This window comes from Caulobacter sp. GW821-FHT05F04 (assembly GCF_059419665.1).
In genome coordinates this window covers 95949-112082 of the sequence record NZ_JBWKSF010000002.1, presented here as the reverse complement: position 1 = coordinate 112082, position 16134 = coordinate 95949, and the positions used below count along the sequence as shown (strand labels likewise).

15 protein-coding genes are annotated in these 16134 nt (G+C 68.0%); 8 read left to right on the top strand and 7 right to left on the bottom strand.

Features of this window, described 5'->3' with window-relative positions; all coding sequences use genetic code 11:
* The first annotated feature begins 48 nt into the window (after positions 1 to 48).
* The 4 genes from AC07R7_RS04955 to tldD all read left to right on the top strand — a co-directional run bounded on the left by AC07R7_RS04955 (position 49) and on the right by tldD (position 3413).
* The gene (locus AC07R7_RS04955) at positions 49 to 375 is read left to right on the top strand and encodes a PadR family transcriptional regulator (protein WP_492837456.1); all 327 of its coding nucleotides are present in this window, start codon (positions 49 to 51) and stop codon (positions 373 to 375) included.
* Positions 372 to 935 carry a DUF1700 domain-containing protein gene (locus tag AC07R7_RS04950; protein ID WP_125155027.1) on the top strand — a complete coding sequence of 188 codons (564 nt, stop codon included), beginning with the start codon at positions 372 to 374 and terminating at the stop codon, positions 933 to 935. The genes AC07R7_RS04955 and AC07R7_RS04950 overlap by 4 nt, the downstream gene beginning before the upstream one ends.
* A 19-nt stretch (positions 936 to 954) precedes the next feature.
* A complete protein-coding gene (locus tag AC07R7_RS04945) occupies positions 955 to 1767 on the top strand; it encodes a GIN domain-containing protein (RefSeq protein WP_494634353.1) in 813 nt (270 codons plus the stop codon).
* A gap of 200 nt (positions 1768 to 1967) precedes the next feature.
* Positions 1968 to 3413: a metalloprotease TldD gene (tldD, locus tag AC07R7_RS04940; RefSeq protein WP_492837459.1), complete on the top strand. Its 1446-nt coding sequence runs from the start codon at positions 1968 to 1970 to the stop codon at positions 3411 to 3413.
* 136 nt (positions 3414 to 3549) lie between these two features.
* Here the strand turns inward: tldD and AC07R7_RS04935 are convergent, their stop codons facing one another.
* Together AC07R7_RS04935 and AC07R7_RS04930 are read right to left on the bottom strand one after the other, a co-directional pair.
* Positions 3550 to 4047 carry a GNAT family N-acetyltransferase gene (locus AC07R7_RS04935; RefSeq protein WP_494634352.1) on the bottom strand — a complete coding sequence of 166 codons (498 nt, stop codon included), beginning with the start codon at positions 4045 to 4047 and terminating at the stop codon, positions 3550 to 3552.
* Positions 4048 to 4324: 277 nt separating this feature from the next.
* Positions 4325 to 6220 (bottom strand): peptide MFS transporter, encoded by a 1896-nt coding sequence (locus AC07R7_RS04930; protein ID WP_494634351.1) that lies wholly within the window; start codon positions 6218 to 6220, stop codon positions 4325 to 4327.
* A gap of 214 nt (positions 6221 to 6434) precedes the next feature.
* Between AC07R7_RS04930 and AC07R7_RS04925 the strand changes: the two genes are divergently transcribed.
* On the top strand, positions 6435 to 6962 hold the full coding sequence (locus AC07R7_RS04925) for a DUF427 domain-containing protein (protein WP_494634350.1): 528 nt from the start codon (positions 6435 to 6437) through the stop codon (positions 6960 to 6962).
* Between the two features lie 85 nt (positions 6963 to 7047).
* Positions 7048 to 7185, top strand: coding sequence for a hypothetical protein (locus AC07R7_RS04920; protein ID WP_492888177.1), 138 nt, complete (start codon positions 7048 to 7050; stop codon positions 7183 to 7185).
* Between the two features lie 9 nt (positions 7186 to 7194).
* On the opposite strand, the gene AC07R7_RS04915 is transcribed toward AC07R7_RS04920, so the two are convergent.
* The 3 genes from AC07R7_RS04915 to AC07R7_RS04905 all read right to left on the bottom strand — a co-directional run bounded on the left by AC07R7_RS04915 (position 7195) and on the right by AC07R7_RS04905 (position 9973).
* The gene (locus AC07R7_RS04915) at positions 7195 to 7698 is read right to left on the bottom strand and encodes a molybdopterin-dependent oxidoreductase (protein ID WP_494634349.1); all 504 of its coding nucleotides are present in this window, start codon (positions 7696 to 7698) and stop codon (positions 7195 to 7197) included.
* A gap of 63 nt (positions 7699 to 7761) precedes the next feature.
* On the bottom strand, positions 7762 to 9123 hold the full coding sequence (locus AC07R7_RS04910) for a glutamate--cysteine ligase (RefSeq protein WP_494634348.1): 1362 nt from the start codon (positions 9121 to 9123) through the stop codon (positions 7762 to 7764).
* 133 nt (positions 9124 to 9256) lie between these two features.
* The gene (locus AC07R7_RS04905) at positions 9257 to 9973 is read right to left on the bottom strand and encodes a 16S rRNA (uracil(1498)-N(3))-methyltransferase (protein ID WP_492888180.1); all 717 of its coding nucleotides are present in this window, start codon (positions 9971 to 9973) and stop codon (positions 9257 to 9259) included.
* 46 nt (positions 9974 to 10019) lie between these two features.
* Here AC07R7_RS04905 and ppk2 point away from each other — a divergent pair, with 46 nt between their 5' ends.
* Positions 10020 to 10781, top strand: coding sequence for a polyphosphate kinase 2 (gene ppk2 / locus AC07R7_RS04900; protein WP_494634347.1), 762 nt, complete (start codon positions 10020 to 10022; stop codon positions 10779 to 10781).
* Positions 10782 to 10932: 151 nt separating this feature from the next.
* Here ppk2 and AC07R7_RS04895 read toward each other — a convergent pair whose 3' ends face one another.
* The gene (locus tag AC07R7_RS04895; protein WP_494634346.1) at positions 10933 to 12429 is read right to left on the bottom strand and encodes a S10 family peptidase; all 1497 of its coding nucleotides are present in this window, start codon (positions 12427 to 12429) and stop codon (positions 10933 to 10935) included.
* Between the two features lie 118 nt (positions 12430 to 12547).
* Here AC07R7_RS04895 and AC07R7_RS04890 point away from each other — a divergent pair, with 118 nt between their 5' ends.
* On the top strand, positions 12548 to 14320 hold the full coding sequence (locus AC07R7_RS04890) for a DUF4153 domain-containing protein (protein ID WP_494634848.1): 1773 nt from the start codon (positions 12548 to 12550) through the stop codon (positions 14318 to 14320).
* Here AC07R7_RS04890 and AC07R7_RS04885 read toward each other — a convergent pair whose 3' ends face one another.
* Positions 14321 to 16114, bottom strand: a complete 1794-nt coding sequence (locus AC07R7_RS04885) for an ABC transporter ATP-binding protein (protein WP_494634345.1) — start codon at positions 16112 to 16114, stop codon at positions 14321 to 14323. It abuts the gene before it with no gap.
* Positions 16115 to 16134: the final 20 nt, after the last annotated feature.

The window sequence follows — 16134 nt, the reverse complement described above, 5'->3', positions numbered from 1 at the left end:
ACTCAGTACCTGGCGGTAGAAGAGAGCATCAACGGAGGCAAGGACGCCGTGCCGGAAACGATTGAAATCCAACTGAAGAAAGGCGTGCTGGCGCTGTGCGTGCTGGCCCTGCTCTCGCACGCCGACAGCTACGCCTACGAGATCGCCAGCAGGCTGACGAGGGACATCGATATGGGGGAAGGGACGATCTATCCGCTGATGCGCCGCATGCAGTCGGATGGCCTGGTCGAGACCTATCTGGTTGAAAGCCAGAGTGGTCCGCCGCGCAAATACTACCGCTTGACCACCACCGGGCGTCAAAGCCTGGAGCAGCAGAGGGCCGAATGGTCGGCGTTCTCGCGAGCGGTCAACGACATCGTGGGAGCCGCCGCATGAACCGCGCCGAGTTCATCACCCGTCTGCGACGGGGTCTCGCCGGCCTGCCGGTGACCACCATCGCCGACATCGTCGCCGATCACGAGGCGCACTTCGCCGACGCGCAAGCCGCCGGTCGCAGCGAGGCCGAAACGGCGGCGGCCCTCGGCGATCCCGACCGCCTGGCCCGCGAACTGCGCGCCGAGAACGGTCTCAAGCAGTGGGAGGAGAAGAAGAACCCCTCCAACGCCCTGGCCGCCGTCCTGGCCCTGCTGGGCCTGGGGGCCCTGGACGTGATGTTCCTGCTGCCCCTGCTGATGGGCGTGCTGGGCGTTCTGTTCGGGATGCTGGTCGCGGTCGTGACCATCTTCATCGCGGGCGGCTTCGTCTTCGCCGCCGGCCCGCTGACCGGACCGCCCGGGGGCCCGCTCACCGCCTTCCTGGCGGGTCTCGGCATGATGGGCGTGGCCACCTGCCTCGGCGCCCTGCTGACGCTGGCCACCGTCGGGGTCTTCAACGCGGTCGTCTGGTACGCCCGCCTTCACTTCCGGCTGCTGAAGCCGGCCATGGACCAAGCCTGAGCGGCATTAGGAGGGGACAATGTTGATCCGCAATACGCTCATCGTCGCCGGGGCCAGCTTCGTGCTCGCCGTCGGCTGCTTCGCCGGGGTGGCGGCTCTCGCCGGCCCCGACATTCTCAAGAACGGCTGGACCCTGCCGCTGGAGCATGACGAGACCATCGTCATCCGCGAGAACGGCAAGGTGGTCCGCACTGGACGGCACTTCGTCCAGGGCCGGCACGCCGAGCCCAGCGTCGACCGCACCTTCGCCTGGACGGGCAAGGACGAGCTGATCATCGACCTGCCGGTCGACGTGGTCTTCGTTCAGGGCGCCGAGGCCAAGATCGTCGCCTCGGGACCCAGGAGCTATATCGACCGCCTGCGCGTCGAAGGCGGCCGCATCACCCTGGGCGACAACGACGGCGTCGACCATGACAGCATCACGATCAACGCGTTCGGCGTGCATGTCGAAAGCGACTCCGATCGGGTGAGGATCACGGTCATCGCCCCGGACGTCACCAGGTTCGACGTCCGCGGTTCGGGCGACCTGGAGGTCCGCAAGTACGACCACCCGGCCTTCGCCGTGTCGGTCAGCGGCAGCGGCGACGTCGAGGCCGCCGGCCGGGTCGAGACCATCGCGGTCGACAATTCGGGCTCGGGCTACGTCAACCTGACCGACCTGAAGGCCAAGGACGCGGTGTTCGACGTCTCGGGCAGCGGCGGCGGCGCCCTGTTCGCCACCAACAAGGCCAGGATCAACATCTCCGGCAGCGGCGACGTCGAGCTGCGCACCGAACCCAAGACGGTGACCAGCGAGATCAGCGGTTCGGGCGAGATCCGCCGCGAATACTGATCTTCGAGATATCCGATCTCCCCGGCGAAGGCCGGGCCCATATGCAAGAGCGCCCGCGTTCCGGACAGGATCGTGGGCGTTTTTTGCATGCGCCTCGCGGCCATAAGACCCGGATCCCGGCTTTCGCCGGGAAGATCGGAAGCTGGTGTGACGAAGGGGGCGGGGTGACGGACGCGCTCGGAAGTCCTACCTGTAGGGCCATGAACGCTCCGCTCTCCGCCTCTTCCTTGGCCGCCCCTTCTCTTCTGGACGCCGCTGGCGTCGATCGCGACCGCGCCCAGTCGATTCTTGGCGAAGCCCTCGCCGGCGCCGATGATGGCGAACTGTTTCTCGAACGCTCCGAGAGCGAAGCCTTCGTCTTCGACGACGGACGCCTGAAGAGCGCCTCCTACGACAGCGGCGAAGGCTTCGGCCTGCGCGTCGTGGCCGGCGAGACGGCGGGCTACGCCCATGCCGCCGAAATCTCCGAAGCCGCCATTCGCCGCGCCGCCGATTCGGCCAGCCTGGCCAAGCGTGGCTACAGTGGCGTCAGCGCCGAGGGTCCACGCTCGACCAACGAGCGCCTGTACGGCGAGGACGACCCCGTCAGCGCCCCCGACTTCTCGGACAAGGTCAGCCTGCTCCAGGAGATCGACGCCTTCGCCCGCGCCCGCGACCCGCGCGTCGTGCAGGTGATGGCCTCGCTGGCCGGCGAGCGCCGGGTGGTCGAGATCCTGCGCGCCGACGGCAAGCTGCTCCGCGACGTGCGCCCCCTGGTGCGGGTCAATGTCCAGGTCACGGTCGAGAAGGACGGCAAGCGCGAGAGCGGCTCGTCCGGCGCCGGCGGCCGCGCCGGCTTCGCCGCCTGGATCTCGCCCGACAAGTGGCGGGACCAGGTCGACGAAGCCCTGCGCATGGCGCTGGTCAATCTGGACGCCGTCGCCTGCCCGGCCGGCGAGATGGACGTGGTGCTCGGCCCGGGCTGGAACGGCGTGCTGCTGCACGAGGCCGTCGGCCACGGCCTGGAAGGCGACTTCAACCGCAAGGGCATCAGCGCCTTCTCGGGCCGCATCGGCGAGCGCGTGGCGGCCAAGGGCGTCACGGTGTTCGACGACGGCTCGCTGCCCGGCCGCCGCGGCTCGCTGACCATCGACGACGAAGGCACGCCCACCGAGCGCACGATCCTCATCGAGGATGGCGTCCTCGTCGGCTACATGCACGACCGGATGAGCGCGCGCCTGATGGGCATGAAGGCCACCGGCAACGGCCGCCGCCAGTCCTACGCCCACATGCCTTTGCCGCGCATGACCAACACTGGCATGCTGGCCGGCAAGGACGATCCCCAGGAGATGATCGCCTCGCTGAAGCGCGGCCTCTACTGCGCCAATTTCGGCGGCGGCCAGGTCGACATCACCAACGGCAAGTTCGTCTTCCAGTGCACCGAGGCCTATCTGGTCGAGGACGGCAAGATCACCGCCCCGGTCAAGGGCGCGACCCTGATCGGCGACGGCCCGTCGGCCCTGACCCGCGTGACGATGATCGGCAACGACTTCGACTTCGACCCCGGCATCGGCGTCTGCGGCAAGTCCGGCCAGGGCGTGCCCGTGGGCGTGGGCCAACCGAGCCTGAAGATCACCGGCCTGACGGTGGGCGGGACGGCGGTTTAACCCAAACTCCGATTTCCCCGGCGAAGGCCCGGGCCCAGATGCAAGAGCGCCCGTGTTCCGGAGAGGATCGCTGGCGTTTCTGCATGCGCCTCACAGCCTTACGATCTGGGTCCCGGCTTTCGCCGGGAAGATCGGATTAAAGGGTGCGCTCCAGATAGGTGACCGTCTTCTTCCCGCCGTGGATCTGGGCCGTCCCCACGGGGACGAAGCCGAGCGCGGCGTGGAACTTGTCCGAAGCCGGGTTGGGCGGATCGGAATTGACCTCGCAGACGATCCGCTCGTGCCCTGCCGCCCTGGCCGCGGCGAACAGGTCGTCATAGAGCGCGCGCGCCAGGCCGCGTCCGCGCGCGGTGTCGGCCACCACGACGCGGTCGACATAGACGAAGGCCGGGTAGCGCGCCCGGAACCACAGATAGTTGACGCTGTCATAGTCGGCGGCCTGGTCGAAGGTCAGAAGCAGCGCGTCGGCCACGCCCACCCGGCGCGCCACGAAGGCCTCGGCGACCAGATGCGCCAGCCGCTCGGGCTCCAGCCACGACAGCTCGACGGCGTGGTCGTTGTTCAACGCCAGCAGCGCCTGCCCGTCCGGACCGGTCAGGTCGTCGGTCGTCAGCGGCTTCACAAGGTCGGTCATCGGACCCTCCGTCGGGTCTCGGACCTATGGCTCGGCGGCCGCCCGCGCAACCTTGCAAAGGTTTAATCCACCTGTCGGGCTTGTAACTTCCCTCGCGGCGCGGCGAGCGCCACCTTGCCTCCAGGTTTTCACCGACGAACTTCGGGTAGGAGCGGAAACGGACTTCGGGGTTTGAGCCACCGCGAAGGACGGTCCCACCTGGGGTCGAGGCGCGGCCCCTCCGCGCCTCGTGAGAAGGGCCCCAGTCCATGCTGGGGCCCTTCGTTCCTTATTCAGTCTAGGCCCCCGAGGCGTCGGCGACCGTCGGGCCGGTGGTGTCGTCGGCGCCGTGTGACCACTTCTTGAGGACCGGCGAGAGCAGCAGGAAGCCGATCCCGATCACCACCGACACCAGGCCGATGACGTTGAACACCTTCAGCGAGGCGGCGAGCGCCGCGCCGGGGTCCAGCACCTGGCCGCCGACCGTCTCGGTGGCCGCCAAGCCGGCGATCTTGCCGCCGACCCACTGGGCGATGGCCACGGCCATGAACCAGACGGCCATCATGAACGACACCACCGAGGCGGGCGACAGCTTGGTCATCTGCGACAGGCCGACCGGCGACATGCACAGCTCGCCAGTGGTGTGCAGCATGTACATCAGCGTCAGGAAGATCAGCGGCATCTTGAAGGCGCCGTCGGCGAAGGTGGAGCCCCACTGCAGCAGCAGGAAGCCGGCGCCGACCTGGATCAGAGCCAGGCCGAACTTGACGACCGGATTGGGGTCCTTGCCGCGCGCGCCCAGGAAGGTCCAGAGCGCGGCCAGAACGGGCGCGAAGATCAGGATCCAGCCGGCGTTCAGGGCCTGGGTCTGCGGGGCGTTGAAGCTGGTGTTGACCCAGAAGGTCGAGGCCGCGTCGATGCCGGCCTTGGCCAACTGCTCGGGCGTGGCCAGGGTCACCGCGCCGCTGAACAGCCGGACGGGCTCGCGGACGAGATCCAGCTGGACGTTGGTCGCGGCGAACAGGCTCAGCGACGAGCCGGCCTGCTCGAACAGCGTCCAGAACACCACCGCGCCGAAGATCAGGAACACCGCCAGGGCGAGGCGCTCGCGCTCCTCCTTGCCGCATTTGCGGAACATGAACCAGCCGATGTAGCCCAGCGAGGCCAGGATGCCGATGTTCAGGGCGACGCCGACCACGGCGTTGAACTGCACGAGGAAGAAGATCCCGATCAGACCCAGCAGGGAGACGGCGTAGATGGCCAGCTCGCGGTTGACGGGACCCAGGACCTTTTCCTTCAGGACCTTGGGCTGGGGCGGCTCGGCCTTGCCTTCCAGCCAGGGCTTGCCCAGCACGAAGACCACGAAGCCGGCCAGCATGCCCACGCCGGCCAGGCCGAAGCCGGCCCACCAGCCGACGTTCACGCCCAGCAGGCCGCAGAGGATCGAGGCCCAGAACGAGCCAAGGTTGATGCCGTAGTAGTAGAGGGTGAAGCCCGGATCGCGGCGCGGATCGCCTTGCGGGTACAGCTGGCCGACGATGGTCGAGATGTTGGGCTTCAGGAAGCCGACGCCCAGGATGATCAGCGACAGCGAGAACCAGAAGATGTTCAGGTACAGCGGATCGCGCCCTGTCACGTCCAGCTTGTAGTCGGCCTTCGGGAGGACGGCGGGCAGCGGCGCGCCGGCCGGCAGATCCTTGATCTCGAACTCGCCAGCCTTGGTGGCGGCCACGTCATAGGGCTTGCCCGCGATCACCAGCTTGGCCACGCGGTCCTGTCCCCGGCCCTCCGCCAGAAACTCATAGGTCGCGCCCTGATAGGTCAGGGTCTGCACGGCGGGCTTGCCCTCGATCGCCATGGCCAGGTGACCCGCGACGAGCAGGATCGCGCCGAACGCGACCGCCTTGCGCGTGCCCAGCCACTTGTCGGCCAGGAACCCGCCAATCAGCGGCAGCAGATAGACCAGGGCCGTGTAGGAGCCGTAGTGACCGGACGCGACCTTCGGGTCGAACAGGAAATGCTGAGTCAGATAGAAGATCAGGATGGCGCGCATGCCGTAGTAGGAGAAGCGCTCCCACATCTCGGCCAGGAAGCAGATGATCAGGCCCCGCGGGTGGCCGCGCAGCAGCTGGACCAAGACGGGAATGCCGGTCACGAGCGTGACCAGGATCCCCGCGGCGATGACGATATTCATACGCTAGCCTTGAAACATGACGAGAGACGGGAACCTGACCCCCCGGTCAAATCATCCCCATCGACCCCAATTTGGCGGGGAGAAGATCACGCGGCTGACGGTTTCACAAGCAACGGCTTGCCGCTGACGTAAACGGCCCCATGTTCGCTTGGGAGCTTGGCGGTCGCCCCGCGCGTTTGGCTAGGCGAACCCTTTGCCACGACGGGAGCCCGCCATGAAGATCCCCGACGAAGACCACCCCATCACCATCGAGCGCGCCCCGACGACCGTGCGCGTCCTGTTCGAAGGCCATGAGATCGCCGACAGCGACGACGTCCTGGTCCTGAAGGAAGCCAACTATCCGCCGGTCTATTACTTCGCGCGCGAGGACGTGCAGATGCTGTTCCTGCGTCGGACCGACAAGATGACCCATTGCCCGTACAAGGGCGACGCCAACTACTTCACCATCTATCGCGACGCCAAGGTCATCGAGAACGCCGTGTGGTCCTACGAGGCTCCGTTCGCGGCGGTCAGCCAGATCGCCAATCGCGTGGCCTTCTATCCCGAGCACGTCGAGTTCCAGCTGGGCGAGCTTACGGCCGCCCGGACCGAAGCGGTCGATGTCGACGACGCGATCCGCCACACCGATAGCGGTTCGGGCCGCAGCCAGGCCGAGCACTGGCCGCCGAACGTCGACATGCCCGATCCCGAACGGGCCGAGCGCGACATCGACCAACCCTACAGGGGCGCCGGCGCCCCGTAGCGCGACGCCCCGGCTTAAACCGACCTTAACCCTTGGGAGCGTGACCATGCGGTTCAGCTCCCGTCAGAGGGGCGCGGAGGAAACCATGGCCTACGTCTCATATGATCGGGCTGTTCACGCGACCAATCCCGTTCGCCGCCTCGCCTGGGGTCGGCTCTTCACGCTCGCCGCCGCCATCGGCCTGTGGGTGGCGGTTATCGTCGGAGTCCGCGCGATCTTCTAGAGCGCCGGGTCAGTGCGTGTGGCTGGCGGCGGCCGCGCCGCCCAGGCGCATGACCGTGATCCTGGCGACCATCCGCGCTGAACGGGCCGGACGCAGGTCGCCCTCCACGACGAGTTTGAAGGGGCCGTCCTTGGCCGCCAGCGGCGCGCCGTCGGCGCGGTCGGCCAGGATGATGCGGTTCGCGCGCGTCCCCGGATCCGCCTCGGCCAGGCCCAGCGCCACCGCGTAGCCGTCGTTCGCCTCGACCAGCACGACATCGGCCATCTCGGGCCCGCGCAGAGCCTTGCCCGTCGGCGCGCCGGCCTTGGCCAGCACATCGATCAGCAGCGGCCCCTCATAGACATGGCTTTCGCCGTGACCCGCGAAAGCGATGGTCTGGCGCGGCAAGGCGGCCAATTCGGCGGCGGTCAGGGTCACGGCCTGGCCGTCGGGCCCGACCAGGGCCAGGTTCTGGGCCAGCACCGGCGTCGCGAGGACGGTGAGCGCAACGGCGCCGAGCAGCAAGCGAAGCATTCGAAACCCTCGTTATGTAGTTAAGATACATAACGAGATTTCACGCCACGCTCCACCTCGATCTCAGTACGCGCAGTCCGTGAACACCCGACTGATGTCGCCCCGCCATGCGCCGTTGTAGAGCGATAGCAGTCTTTCGGCCGGGGTGACGCCGCTGTCGGCGATCTGTTCCAGCTCGCCCAGATAGATGGTCTCGTCCAGGAAGCCGCCGTTCAGGTGGGCGCGGTTCTTCAGGCCCGACTTGGCGATGGCCACGAAGTCCTTGGCGACGTCCTGGGCCGTGCGGCCGGCGACGGTCGCCTTCAGGCCCAGCTTCGGCACGTCGCGGCGCAGGCCCTCGCGGTCCTCCAGCGTCCAGTCCTTGCAAAGGTCCCAGGCGGCGGCCAGGGCCGCGTCGTCATAGAACACGCCGGTCCAGAGGGCCGGCAGGGCGCACAGACGGCTCCACGGGCCGGCGTCGGCGCCGCGCATCTCCAGATAGGTCTTCAGGCGCACTTCCGGGAAGGCGGTCGTCGTGTGGTCGACGAAGTCCTTGATCGTGGCGATCTCGCCCGGCAGCTCGGGCAGCTTGCCCTCGATGAAGTCGCGGAAGGATCGTCCAGCCACGTCGATATACTTGTCGCCGCGCTTGACGAAGTACATCGGCACGTCCAGCGCGTAGCGGGCGTAGCGCTCGAAATCGAAGCCGTCCTCGAACACGAAATCCAAGAGGCCCGTGCGGTTCGGATCGGTGTCGGTCCAGACATTCGCCCGCGCGGAGAGGAAGCCGTTCGGCTTTCCTTCCGCGAACGGAGAATTGGCGAACAGCGCCGTGGCGATCGGCTGCAGGGCCAGGCTCATGCGGAACTTGGCGACCATGTCGGCTTCGCTGGAAAAGTCGAGATTGGCCTGCACCGTGCAGGTGCGCAGCATCATGTCGAGGCCCAGATTGCCGACCTTGGGCATGTAGTTTCGCATGATGACGTACCGGCCCTTGGGCATGACCGGCACCTGCTCGCGCGTCCACAGCGGCGAGAAGCCCACGCCCACGAAGCCCAGACCCAGCTCGTCGGCGACGGTCTTGACCTCGTCCAGATGCTGGCCGGTCTCGTCGCAGATGTCGTGCATGGTCGCCAGCGGCGCGCCGCTGAGCTCGAACTGGCCGCCCGGCTCCAGGCTGACATTGGCCCCATTGCGCTCGAGGCCGATGACGACCTCGCCCTCCATGACCGGGGTCCAGCCGAAACGCCGCAGGCCGGTCAGCAGGGCGTGAATCCCCTTGTCGCCCTCGTATGGAACCGGCGCGTGCGATCCCAGATAGAAGCCGAACTTCTCGTGCTCGGCCCCCACGCGGAAAGCCTCCTTGGGCTTGCTGCCCGCGGCGAAATATTCGGTCAGATCGGCGAGCGTCAGTTGACGCTCTTGGACGTTAGCGGTGTCGGCCATGCAAGCCGTCCCTCCCCAGGGTGCGATGCTGCGGGAGGAGAGGGCCCATTCTCTCCGCCGACGGCGAACTTCAGTCTCGCCCAGTTGGGCGTTTTCTTTGCGAACCTCAAGGGGCGACCTTGAGCATATATTTTTACCGCCAATCCCCAGCGGCCGCCTGCCACAGGGTCATGGCCGAGATCGCGGCGGTGTCGGCCCGCAGGATGCGAGGGCCAAGCGACACCGGCGTGACGAAGGAAAGCCCCCGCAGCCGCTCGCGTTCCTCCGGCGCGAACCCGCCTTCCGGACCGATCAGGATGGCGGCCGGCGCGCCCGTTCCCGCCAGCGCTTCGATCGCCGGCTTCGCATCGCCGCCCTCGTCGCAGAACACCAGCCGCCGGGCCGGATCCCAGTCGTCGAGGATCTTGTCCAGCTTCTCCGGGTCGGCGACCTCGGGCACGTCCAGGCGACCGGTCTGCTCGGCGGCCTCCATGGCGATGGCGTCCAGGCGCGCCAGCTTGACGAAGTCGACGTTCGTCCGTCGGGTGATGGTCAGCCGCACACGGCGCGCGCCCAGCTCGGCCGCCTTCTCGACGATGGTCTCGACCCGGCCGCGCTTGACCATGGCGATGATCAGGTCGAGGTCCGGCCCGATCTCCATCGGCCGGGCCTGTTCCTCGGCCTTCAGCAGGCAGCCGCGCTTGGTCGACTCGATGATGCTCGCGCGCCACTCGCCGTCGCGGCCGTTGAACAGCAGGACCTCCGCCCCGACACCCAGGCGCATCACCGATGTCAGATAGCGCGACTGGTCGACGGTGGGGACGACGCCGGCCCCGGCGGAGAGATCGTTGGGAACGAAAAGACGGATCATGCGGCTCTTCTAGCGCAACTCCTCTTTCCGGGGGTAGGCTCCGCGCATGAGCAAGCACGACGACTACGAGAACGAACTCGCCCAGCTGCAGCTGGCCCTGATCGCCATGCAGAAGAAGGCCATCAAGGACGGCTGGAAGATCCTGGCCGTCTTCGAGGGCCGCGACGCCGCTGGCAAGGACGGCACCATCGCGCGGATCACCGAGCACCTGTCCAAGCGCGACACCACGATCGCGGCCCTGCCCAAGCCGACCGACCGCGAGCGCAGCGAGTGGTATTTCCAGCGCTATGTCGACTACTTGCCCGCCTGTGGCGAAGTGGTGATCTTCAACCGCTCCTGGTACAATCGGGCCGGGGTCGAGCGGGTGATGAACTTCTCCACGCCCGAGCAGCAGGAGCAGTTCCTGCGCGACGTGCCGGCCTTCGAGCGGATGCTGGTCGAGAATGGCCTGCGCTACGTCAAGTTCTGGCTCGACATCGGCCGCGACGAACAGGCCAAGCGCCTGAAGGCCCGCCGCGAGGACCCGCTGAAAGCCTTCAAGACCAGCGACCTGGACAAGGTCGCCGAGGAAAAGTGGGACGACTACACCAAGGCCCGCGACGAGATGTTCATGCGCACCCACAGCGACGTCGCCCCGTGGATCTGCGTGCGCGCCGACCACAAGAAGGAAGCCCGGCTCAACGTCATCCGCTGGCTGCTGCACGCGGCCGGCGACAAGAAGCTGGCCAAGGGCGTGGCCAAGCCGGATCCCAGCGTGATCTTCTCGTTCGAGCCGACCGCGCTGAAGGATGGGCGGCTGGCGCGCTAGCTCAATAACCAAACCGATCTTCCCGGCGAAGGCCGGGACCCAGATCGAACCCACGGACATCGGGATGTCCGCAATGCGGTTGGCGCGTCATGCGCCGCCGCTCAGGCTGGATTTGGGCCCCGGCCTTCGCCGGGGAGATCGGAGTCTTGGGTTAGCGCGCCCCGTACAGCGCCATGACGTCCCGGCGGAACGCCGCGCCGCTGTCGGGGCGGCTGTAGAACATGTGCCCGCCCGGATAGTTGGACAGGGTCACGCGGCCGTTGGCCGTGGCCGGAATGGCGTCGACGATCAGGCGCGAGGCGAAGAACGGGCACGACAGGTCATTGTAGCCGTGGACGATCAGCACCTTCAGCTTCGGGTCGACCGAGACGACCTTGCGCAGGTCGGAGACCGACTCGGTGTCGGCGCCGCGACCGCGATCCCACAGGCGGTTGACGTTGCCCGACAGGGCCTCGTAGCGCGCCTCGGGCTTCCAGCCGACGATGCGGGTGGTGAAGTCGACGATGGCGCTGGTCGTCGGCGCGATGATCGCGTCGAGTATCGGGTCGTTGACCTCCTGCTCGGGCGCGTTGGGGAAGGGATCCAGCGAGGTGACGTTGCTGTCGTAGCGGCTGCCCAGGCGCCCCTTGTCGCGGAACACCTCGCGCAGGAACGACTGGGTCTCCAGGCGGCCGCCGGCGCGACGGACATAGGTCGGATCCAGGCCGGTCATGGCCGAGACCTTGGTCGTCAGACGGTCCAGGGCGGCGGGGTCCGAGCCCTTCATCAGGTCGACCATGTATTCGCCGCGCGTGTAGTCCTCGACGGCCTTGATGGTCTCGGGCGTCAGCTTGCCGTCGCGCTCCAGCTTGGCGGCGGCGATGGACGGCAGGGTCCACATGGCCGGCAGGGGCGAGACCTCCTGGCTGGCGCGGCCGGCGCTGGACAGCAGCGGCGAGACCAGCACGACGCCCTTCACCGCGACGCCCAGATCCGTCTGCAGCTCATAGGCCAGGCGCGGACCGCGGAAGCCGCCGTAGCTTTCGCCAACCAGGTACTTGGGCGAGGCCAGGCGCTCGGTCTTGACCAGGTAGTCGAAGACGATGCGCGACAGGTAGTCGATGTCCTGCTTGACGCCGTAGAAGCGCTTCTTGGTCTCGTCCTCGCTGACCAGCGAGCGCGAGAAGCCGGTGCCGACCGGGTCGATGAACACCAGGTCGGTGAAGTCCAGCCAGCTGGCGGGGTTGTCTTCCAGCTTGCTGAACGACGAGGGGCTGTCGCCTTCCGCGCCAAACTGTACGCGCTTGGGGCCCAGGGCGAAGTTCAGATAGACCGAGGCCGCGCCAGGGCCGCCGTTGAAGGCCACCGTGATGGGGCGGTTCGGATCGCGCGGGCCGTCGACGATGTACGAGGTGTAGACCACCTCGGCGACCTTCTTGCCCTTCTCGTCCCGCACCGGCAGCACGCCGACGGTCGCGGTGTACGCGACGACCTTGCCGCCGATCGTCGCCGTCTGCTTGACGGACTTGTCGGCCGGAAACGCCGGCAGGTCGGACTTGGCCTCGGCGGCCGGCTTGTCGCCGCCCTTGTCCTGGGCCAGGGCCGGCGCGCCGCCAAGCACCGCCGTGACGAGAAGGGCCGCGACGCTGGCCCGGAAAAGCTGTTTCATTACTACCCCTCCAAAGAGGGAGAAATTGCTAAGCCAAGCGGGGAAGCTTCACAACCGCGCGCGGGCGTGATGGTCTGAGGCCGACAAGGGGAGACGCCGGATGAGCTCGACCGACGCCATGACGGCGCGAAAGACGGCCGCGACGCGCCTGGCCATCGGCCTGGCCCAGGGGATCGCGCTGTTCCTGCTGCAGAAGGCCGACGAGTCGAAGGCCTGGCCGGCGACCGTACCGATGCTCTACGCGCCGCTGCTGGTCTGCGCTCTGATGGTCCCGTTGATTCCGCTCGCCGCGCTGTCGGCCATGCGGCGCACGGTGCTGATCGCCTGGACCGCCGTCGCGGTCGCCCTGGCGGCGATCCTGGCCGTCCACACCGCCTGGACCGGGGCCGAGCCTCAACGCCTGGGCGCGGGCCCTCTGTCGCCGCCGATCTTCATCGCCGCGGCCGCCCTGCTGTTCATCGCCCATCACCTGGTCCAGCCGGCCGACGCCGCCCGCAAGCCCGTCGCGCCCTATGCGGACTATTTCGACCTGGCCTTCACCAACCTGATCCGGCTGTTCCTGTCGCTGGCCTTCACCGGCGCCTTCTGGCTGCTGCTGTTCCTGGCCGGAGCGCTGTTCAAGCTGATCGGCGTCGAGGCGATCCAGAAGCTGATCGGCGAGACCGCCTTCGCCTTCCCGGCCACCGGCCTGATGTTCGCCGCCGCCGTCCACATGGCCGTGCAGTTGACCGAGGCCCGCGCCGGCCTGGTGCGCGGCGTGCGCACGGTCGGCCTGACCCTGCTGGCCTGGCTGTCGCCGCTGATGGTGGTGATCGCCGGCGGGTTCCTGGCCACCCTGCCCTTCACGGGCCTGGCCCCGCTGTGGGGCACCAAGGCCGCCGCGTCCCTGCTGCTGTCAGCCGCCGCCGCCCTGATCATCCTGGTCAACGCGGCCTATCAGGACGGGGTCGAGCCACCCTCGACGATCCCGCGCTGGGCGGCGCGGATCGCCGGCCTGCTGCTGATTCCGATCGTGATCCTGGCCGCCTACGCCCTGTGGCTGCGGGTGAACCAGTATGGCCTGACGCCCGACCGGGTGGTCGCCGGCGCCTATCTGGTGGTCGCGATCGGCTTCACGGCCGGCTACGCGATCGCCGCCCTGAGGCCCGGCCCGTGGATGAAGACCCTGGAGCCGACCAATCTGATCATGGCCGCCGTCTCGGTGCTGCTGCTGCTCGCCCTGTTCACCCCGATCGCCGATCCGGCGCGGCTGTCGGTGGCGAGCCAGGTCAAGCGGCTGGAGGGCGGCAAGGTCACAGCCGCGAAGTTCGACTTCCAGTTCCTGCGCTTCGACAGCGGGCGGTACGGGCGTTTGGCGCTCGAACGCCTGAAGGCCCATCCCGACGCCGAAGTCGCCAAGCGTGCTGGCGAAGCCGCCGCCAGCACCGAGAAACGCTACGCCGCCAGCGAGTCGCGCCCGAACTTCAAGGCGATGACCGTCTATCCGATCGGCAAGGCTCTGCCCAAGAGCTTCACCGAGCAGGACTGGTCAAAGCCCTCAGGCTCGAACTGCACCGGCGCCGCCATGCAGTGCCCGGCCCTGGTCGCCGATGTCGACGCCGACGGCAGGGACGAGGTCCTGCTGGCCGAGGGTGACCGCCTGAAGGTGTTCTCGGAAGGCGCGGATCACACCTGGAGCCTGACCGCCATCGCCTTGGCGGGCTGCGAGAGCTATGACCTCGAAACCTGGATGAAGGCCGGCCCGCCCACGCTGGGCGAGCCCGTCGCCCGTCGCGACCTGATCCTCGATGGTCGACACTTGCCCCTCCAGCCCGCGAGCAAAGACTGCCAGGCCAGCGGCGCGTCGGCCGCTCCGCCGAAGGACGGCGGTGTCAGCCCCGACAAGAAGTGACTACGCCACCCCCGCGCTGATCGCGTTCAGCCGGGCATAGACCCCGCCCTGGGCAGTCAGTTCGGCGTGGCGGCCTTCCTCGACGACGCGGCCGCCCTGGAAGACCAGTATCCGGTCGGCGCCGCGCACGGTCGACAGGCGGTGGGCGATGACGATGGTCGTGCGCCCCTCCATCAGCGCCTCGGCGGCGGCCTGGACCTGACCTTCCGTCTCGACGTCCAGCGAGGAGGTCGCCTCGTCCAAAACGAGGATTGGCGCGTCCGTCAGGAAGGCGCGCGCGATGGCCACGCGCTGGCGCTCGCCGCCCGACAGCTTGACGCCCCGCTCGCCCACCAGGGTGTCGTAGCCCTTGGGCAGGCGCAGGATGAAGTCGTGGGCGCGGGCCTTCTTGGCGGCGGCTTCGACCTCCTCGCGGGTCGCGCCGGGACGGCCGTAGGCGATGTTCTCGTAGAGCGAGCGGTGGAACAGGGCCGGATCCTGCGGCACCACCGCGATGGCGCGGCGCAAGGACGCCTGGGTCACTTTCGACACGTCCTGGCCGTCGATCACCACCGCCCCATCCTGCAGGTCGTGCAGGCGCTGGACCAGCTTGACGAAGGTCGACTTGCCCGAGCCCGTCGGCCCGACCAGCGCCACCCGCTCGCCGGGCGCGATCTTCAGCGAGAAGTGGTCGTACAGCGGCGCTCCGGCCGCCTTGTAGCGGAAGGTCACGTCGCGGAACTCGATCGCGCCCGCGCCCGGCTGGAAGTCCGGCGCGCCGGGGGCGTCGGCGATCTGTGGCGAAAGGCGGGTCCAGGCCGCGACGTCCTCGGTGTCGTCGATGCCCTTCTGCAGCATGCGGATATTCTCGCCCAGGTTCCGCAGGTAGCCGCTCATCAGCATGAAGGCGGTGATGGCGAAGGCGACGTCGCCGGGCGTGGCCGTGCCCTTGGCCCAGCCCCAGACCATCGAGCCGGTCAGGCCAGCCTGCAGCAGCACGAGCAGCAGGTTCTGGCCCAGCCACACATCGGTGAAGCGGCTCCAGGTGACCATGACCGCGTCACGCCAGGCGGCGGTGACCTCGGCCAGCCGCGCGGCCTCGCGCTGTTCGGCGCCGAAGCTCTTGACGGTCGGGTTGGAGGTCACGGCGTCGGCCAGGGCTCCGCCGATCTGGGAGTCCAGGGCGTTGGAGCGCAGGTTGCTGGGCCGCACATAGCGCTCGGTGATCCACAGGTTCACCGACAGATAGGCCACGACCACGACCAGCGACACCGCGCCCGCCAGCGGCTGGCGCAGCAACATGCCGATCGACAGGCCGACCAGCACGATGATCCCCGGCCCCAGCCAGATGGTCACCGCATCGGTGACGCTGTCATAGCCCCACATGGCCCGGGTCAGCTTGCGCACGGTCGCGCCGGCGAAGCTGTCGGCATGCCAGTCCGACGAGAAGGCCTGCACCTTGGCGAAGCCCTCGTTGGTCATCTCCTCCATGTTCCGGGCCGCCAGCGGGATCCAGAACCGATGGGCGATGTTGCGGATCACCGCGAAGGCGAAATACACGCCGACGAAGACGCCCAGGGCCTTCCAGGCGCCGGCGTCGCCGCGCGGCTTGCTGGTGACGGTGTCGACGAGGTGGCCCGAAGCGTAAGGCAGCGCCAGGTCGAAGGCGATCGCCACCAGGGTCAGGCTGACGCCGAAGCCGAACAGCACCGGCCGCCGCTTCCAGAACCGGGCCACGAAGCCCAGCACCTGGCGGTTGGACAGCGCGCGCTTGCGGGCGCCGGTTTCGTCTTCATCCTCGAAAGCGTCGGTCATGGCGCGGAGATAGTGCTTTC

Coding starts and splice junctions, on each gene's coding strand:
- AC07R7_RS04950 (WP_125155027.1), top strand. CDS start 372: ATGAACCGCGCCGAGTTCATCACCCGTCTGCGACGGGGTCTCGCCGGC.
- AC07R7_RS04945 (WP_494634353.1), top strand. CDS start 955: ATGTTGATCCGCAATACGCTCATCGTCGCCGGGGCCAGCTTCGTGCTC.
- tldD (WP_492837459.1), top strand. CDS start 1,968: ATGAACGCTCCGCTCTCCGCCTCTTCCTTGGCCGCCCCTTCTCTTCTG.
- AC07R7_RS04935 (WP_494634352.1), bottom strand. CDS start 4,047: ATGACCGACCTTGTGAAGCCGCTGACGACCGACGACCTGACCGGTCCG.
- AC07R7_RS04930 (WP_494634351.1), bottom strand. CDS start 6,220: ATGAATATCGTCATCGCCGCGGGGATCCTGGTCACGCTCGTGACCGGC.
- AC07R7_RS04925 (WP_494634350.1), top strand. CDS start 6,435: ATGAAGATCCCCGACGAAGACCACCCCATCACCATCGAGCGCGCCCCG.
- AC07R7_RS04920 (WP_492888177.1), top strand. CDS start 7,048: ATGGCCTACGTCTCATATGATCGGGCTGTTCACGCGACCAATCCCGTT.
- AC07R7_RS04915 (WP_494634349.1), bottom strand. CDS start 7,698: ATGCTTCGCTTGCTGCTCGGCGCCGTTGCGCTCACCGTCCTCGCGACG.
- AC07R7_RS04910 (WP_494634348.1), bottom strand. CDS start 9,123: ATGGCCGACACCGCTAACGTCCAAGAGCGTCAACTGACGCTCGCCGAT.
- AC07R7_RS04905 (WP_492888180.1), bottom strand. CDS start 9,973: ATGATCCGTCTTTTCGTTCCCAACGATCTCTCCGCCGGGGCCGGCGTC.
- ppk2 (WP_494634347.1), top strand. CDS start 10,020: ATGAGCAAGCACGACGACTACGAGAACGAACTCGCCCAGCTGCAGCTG.
- AC07R7_RS04895 (WP_494634346.1), bottom strand. CDS start 12,429: ATGAAACAGCTTTTCCGGGCCAGCGTCGCGGCCCTTCTCGTCACGGCG.
- AC07R7_RS04890 (WP_494634848.1), top strand. CDS start 12,548: ATGACGGCGCGAAAGACGGCCGCGACGCGCCTGGCCATCGGCCTGGCC.
- AC07R7_RS04885 (WP_494634345.1), bottom strand. CDS start 16,114: ATGACCGACGCTTTCGAGGATGAAGACGAAACCGGCGCCCGCAAGCGC.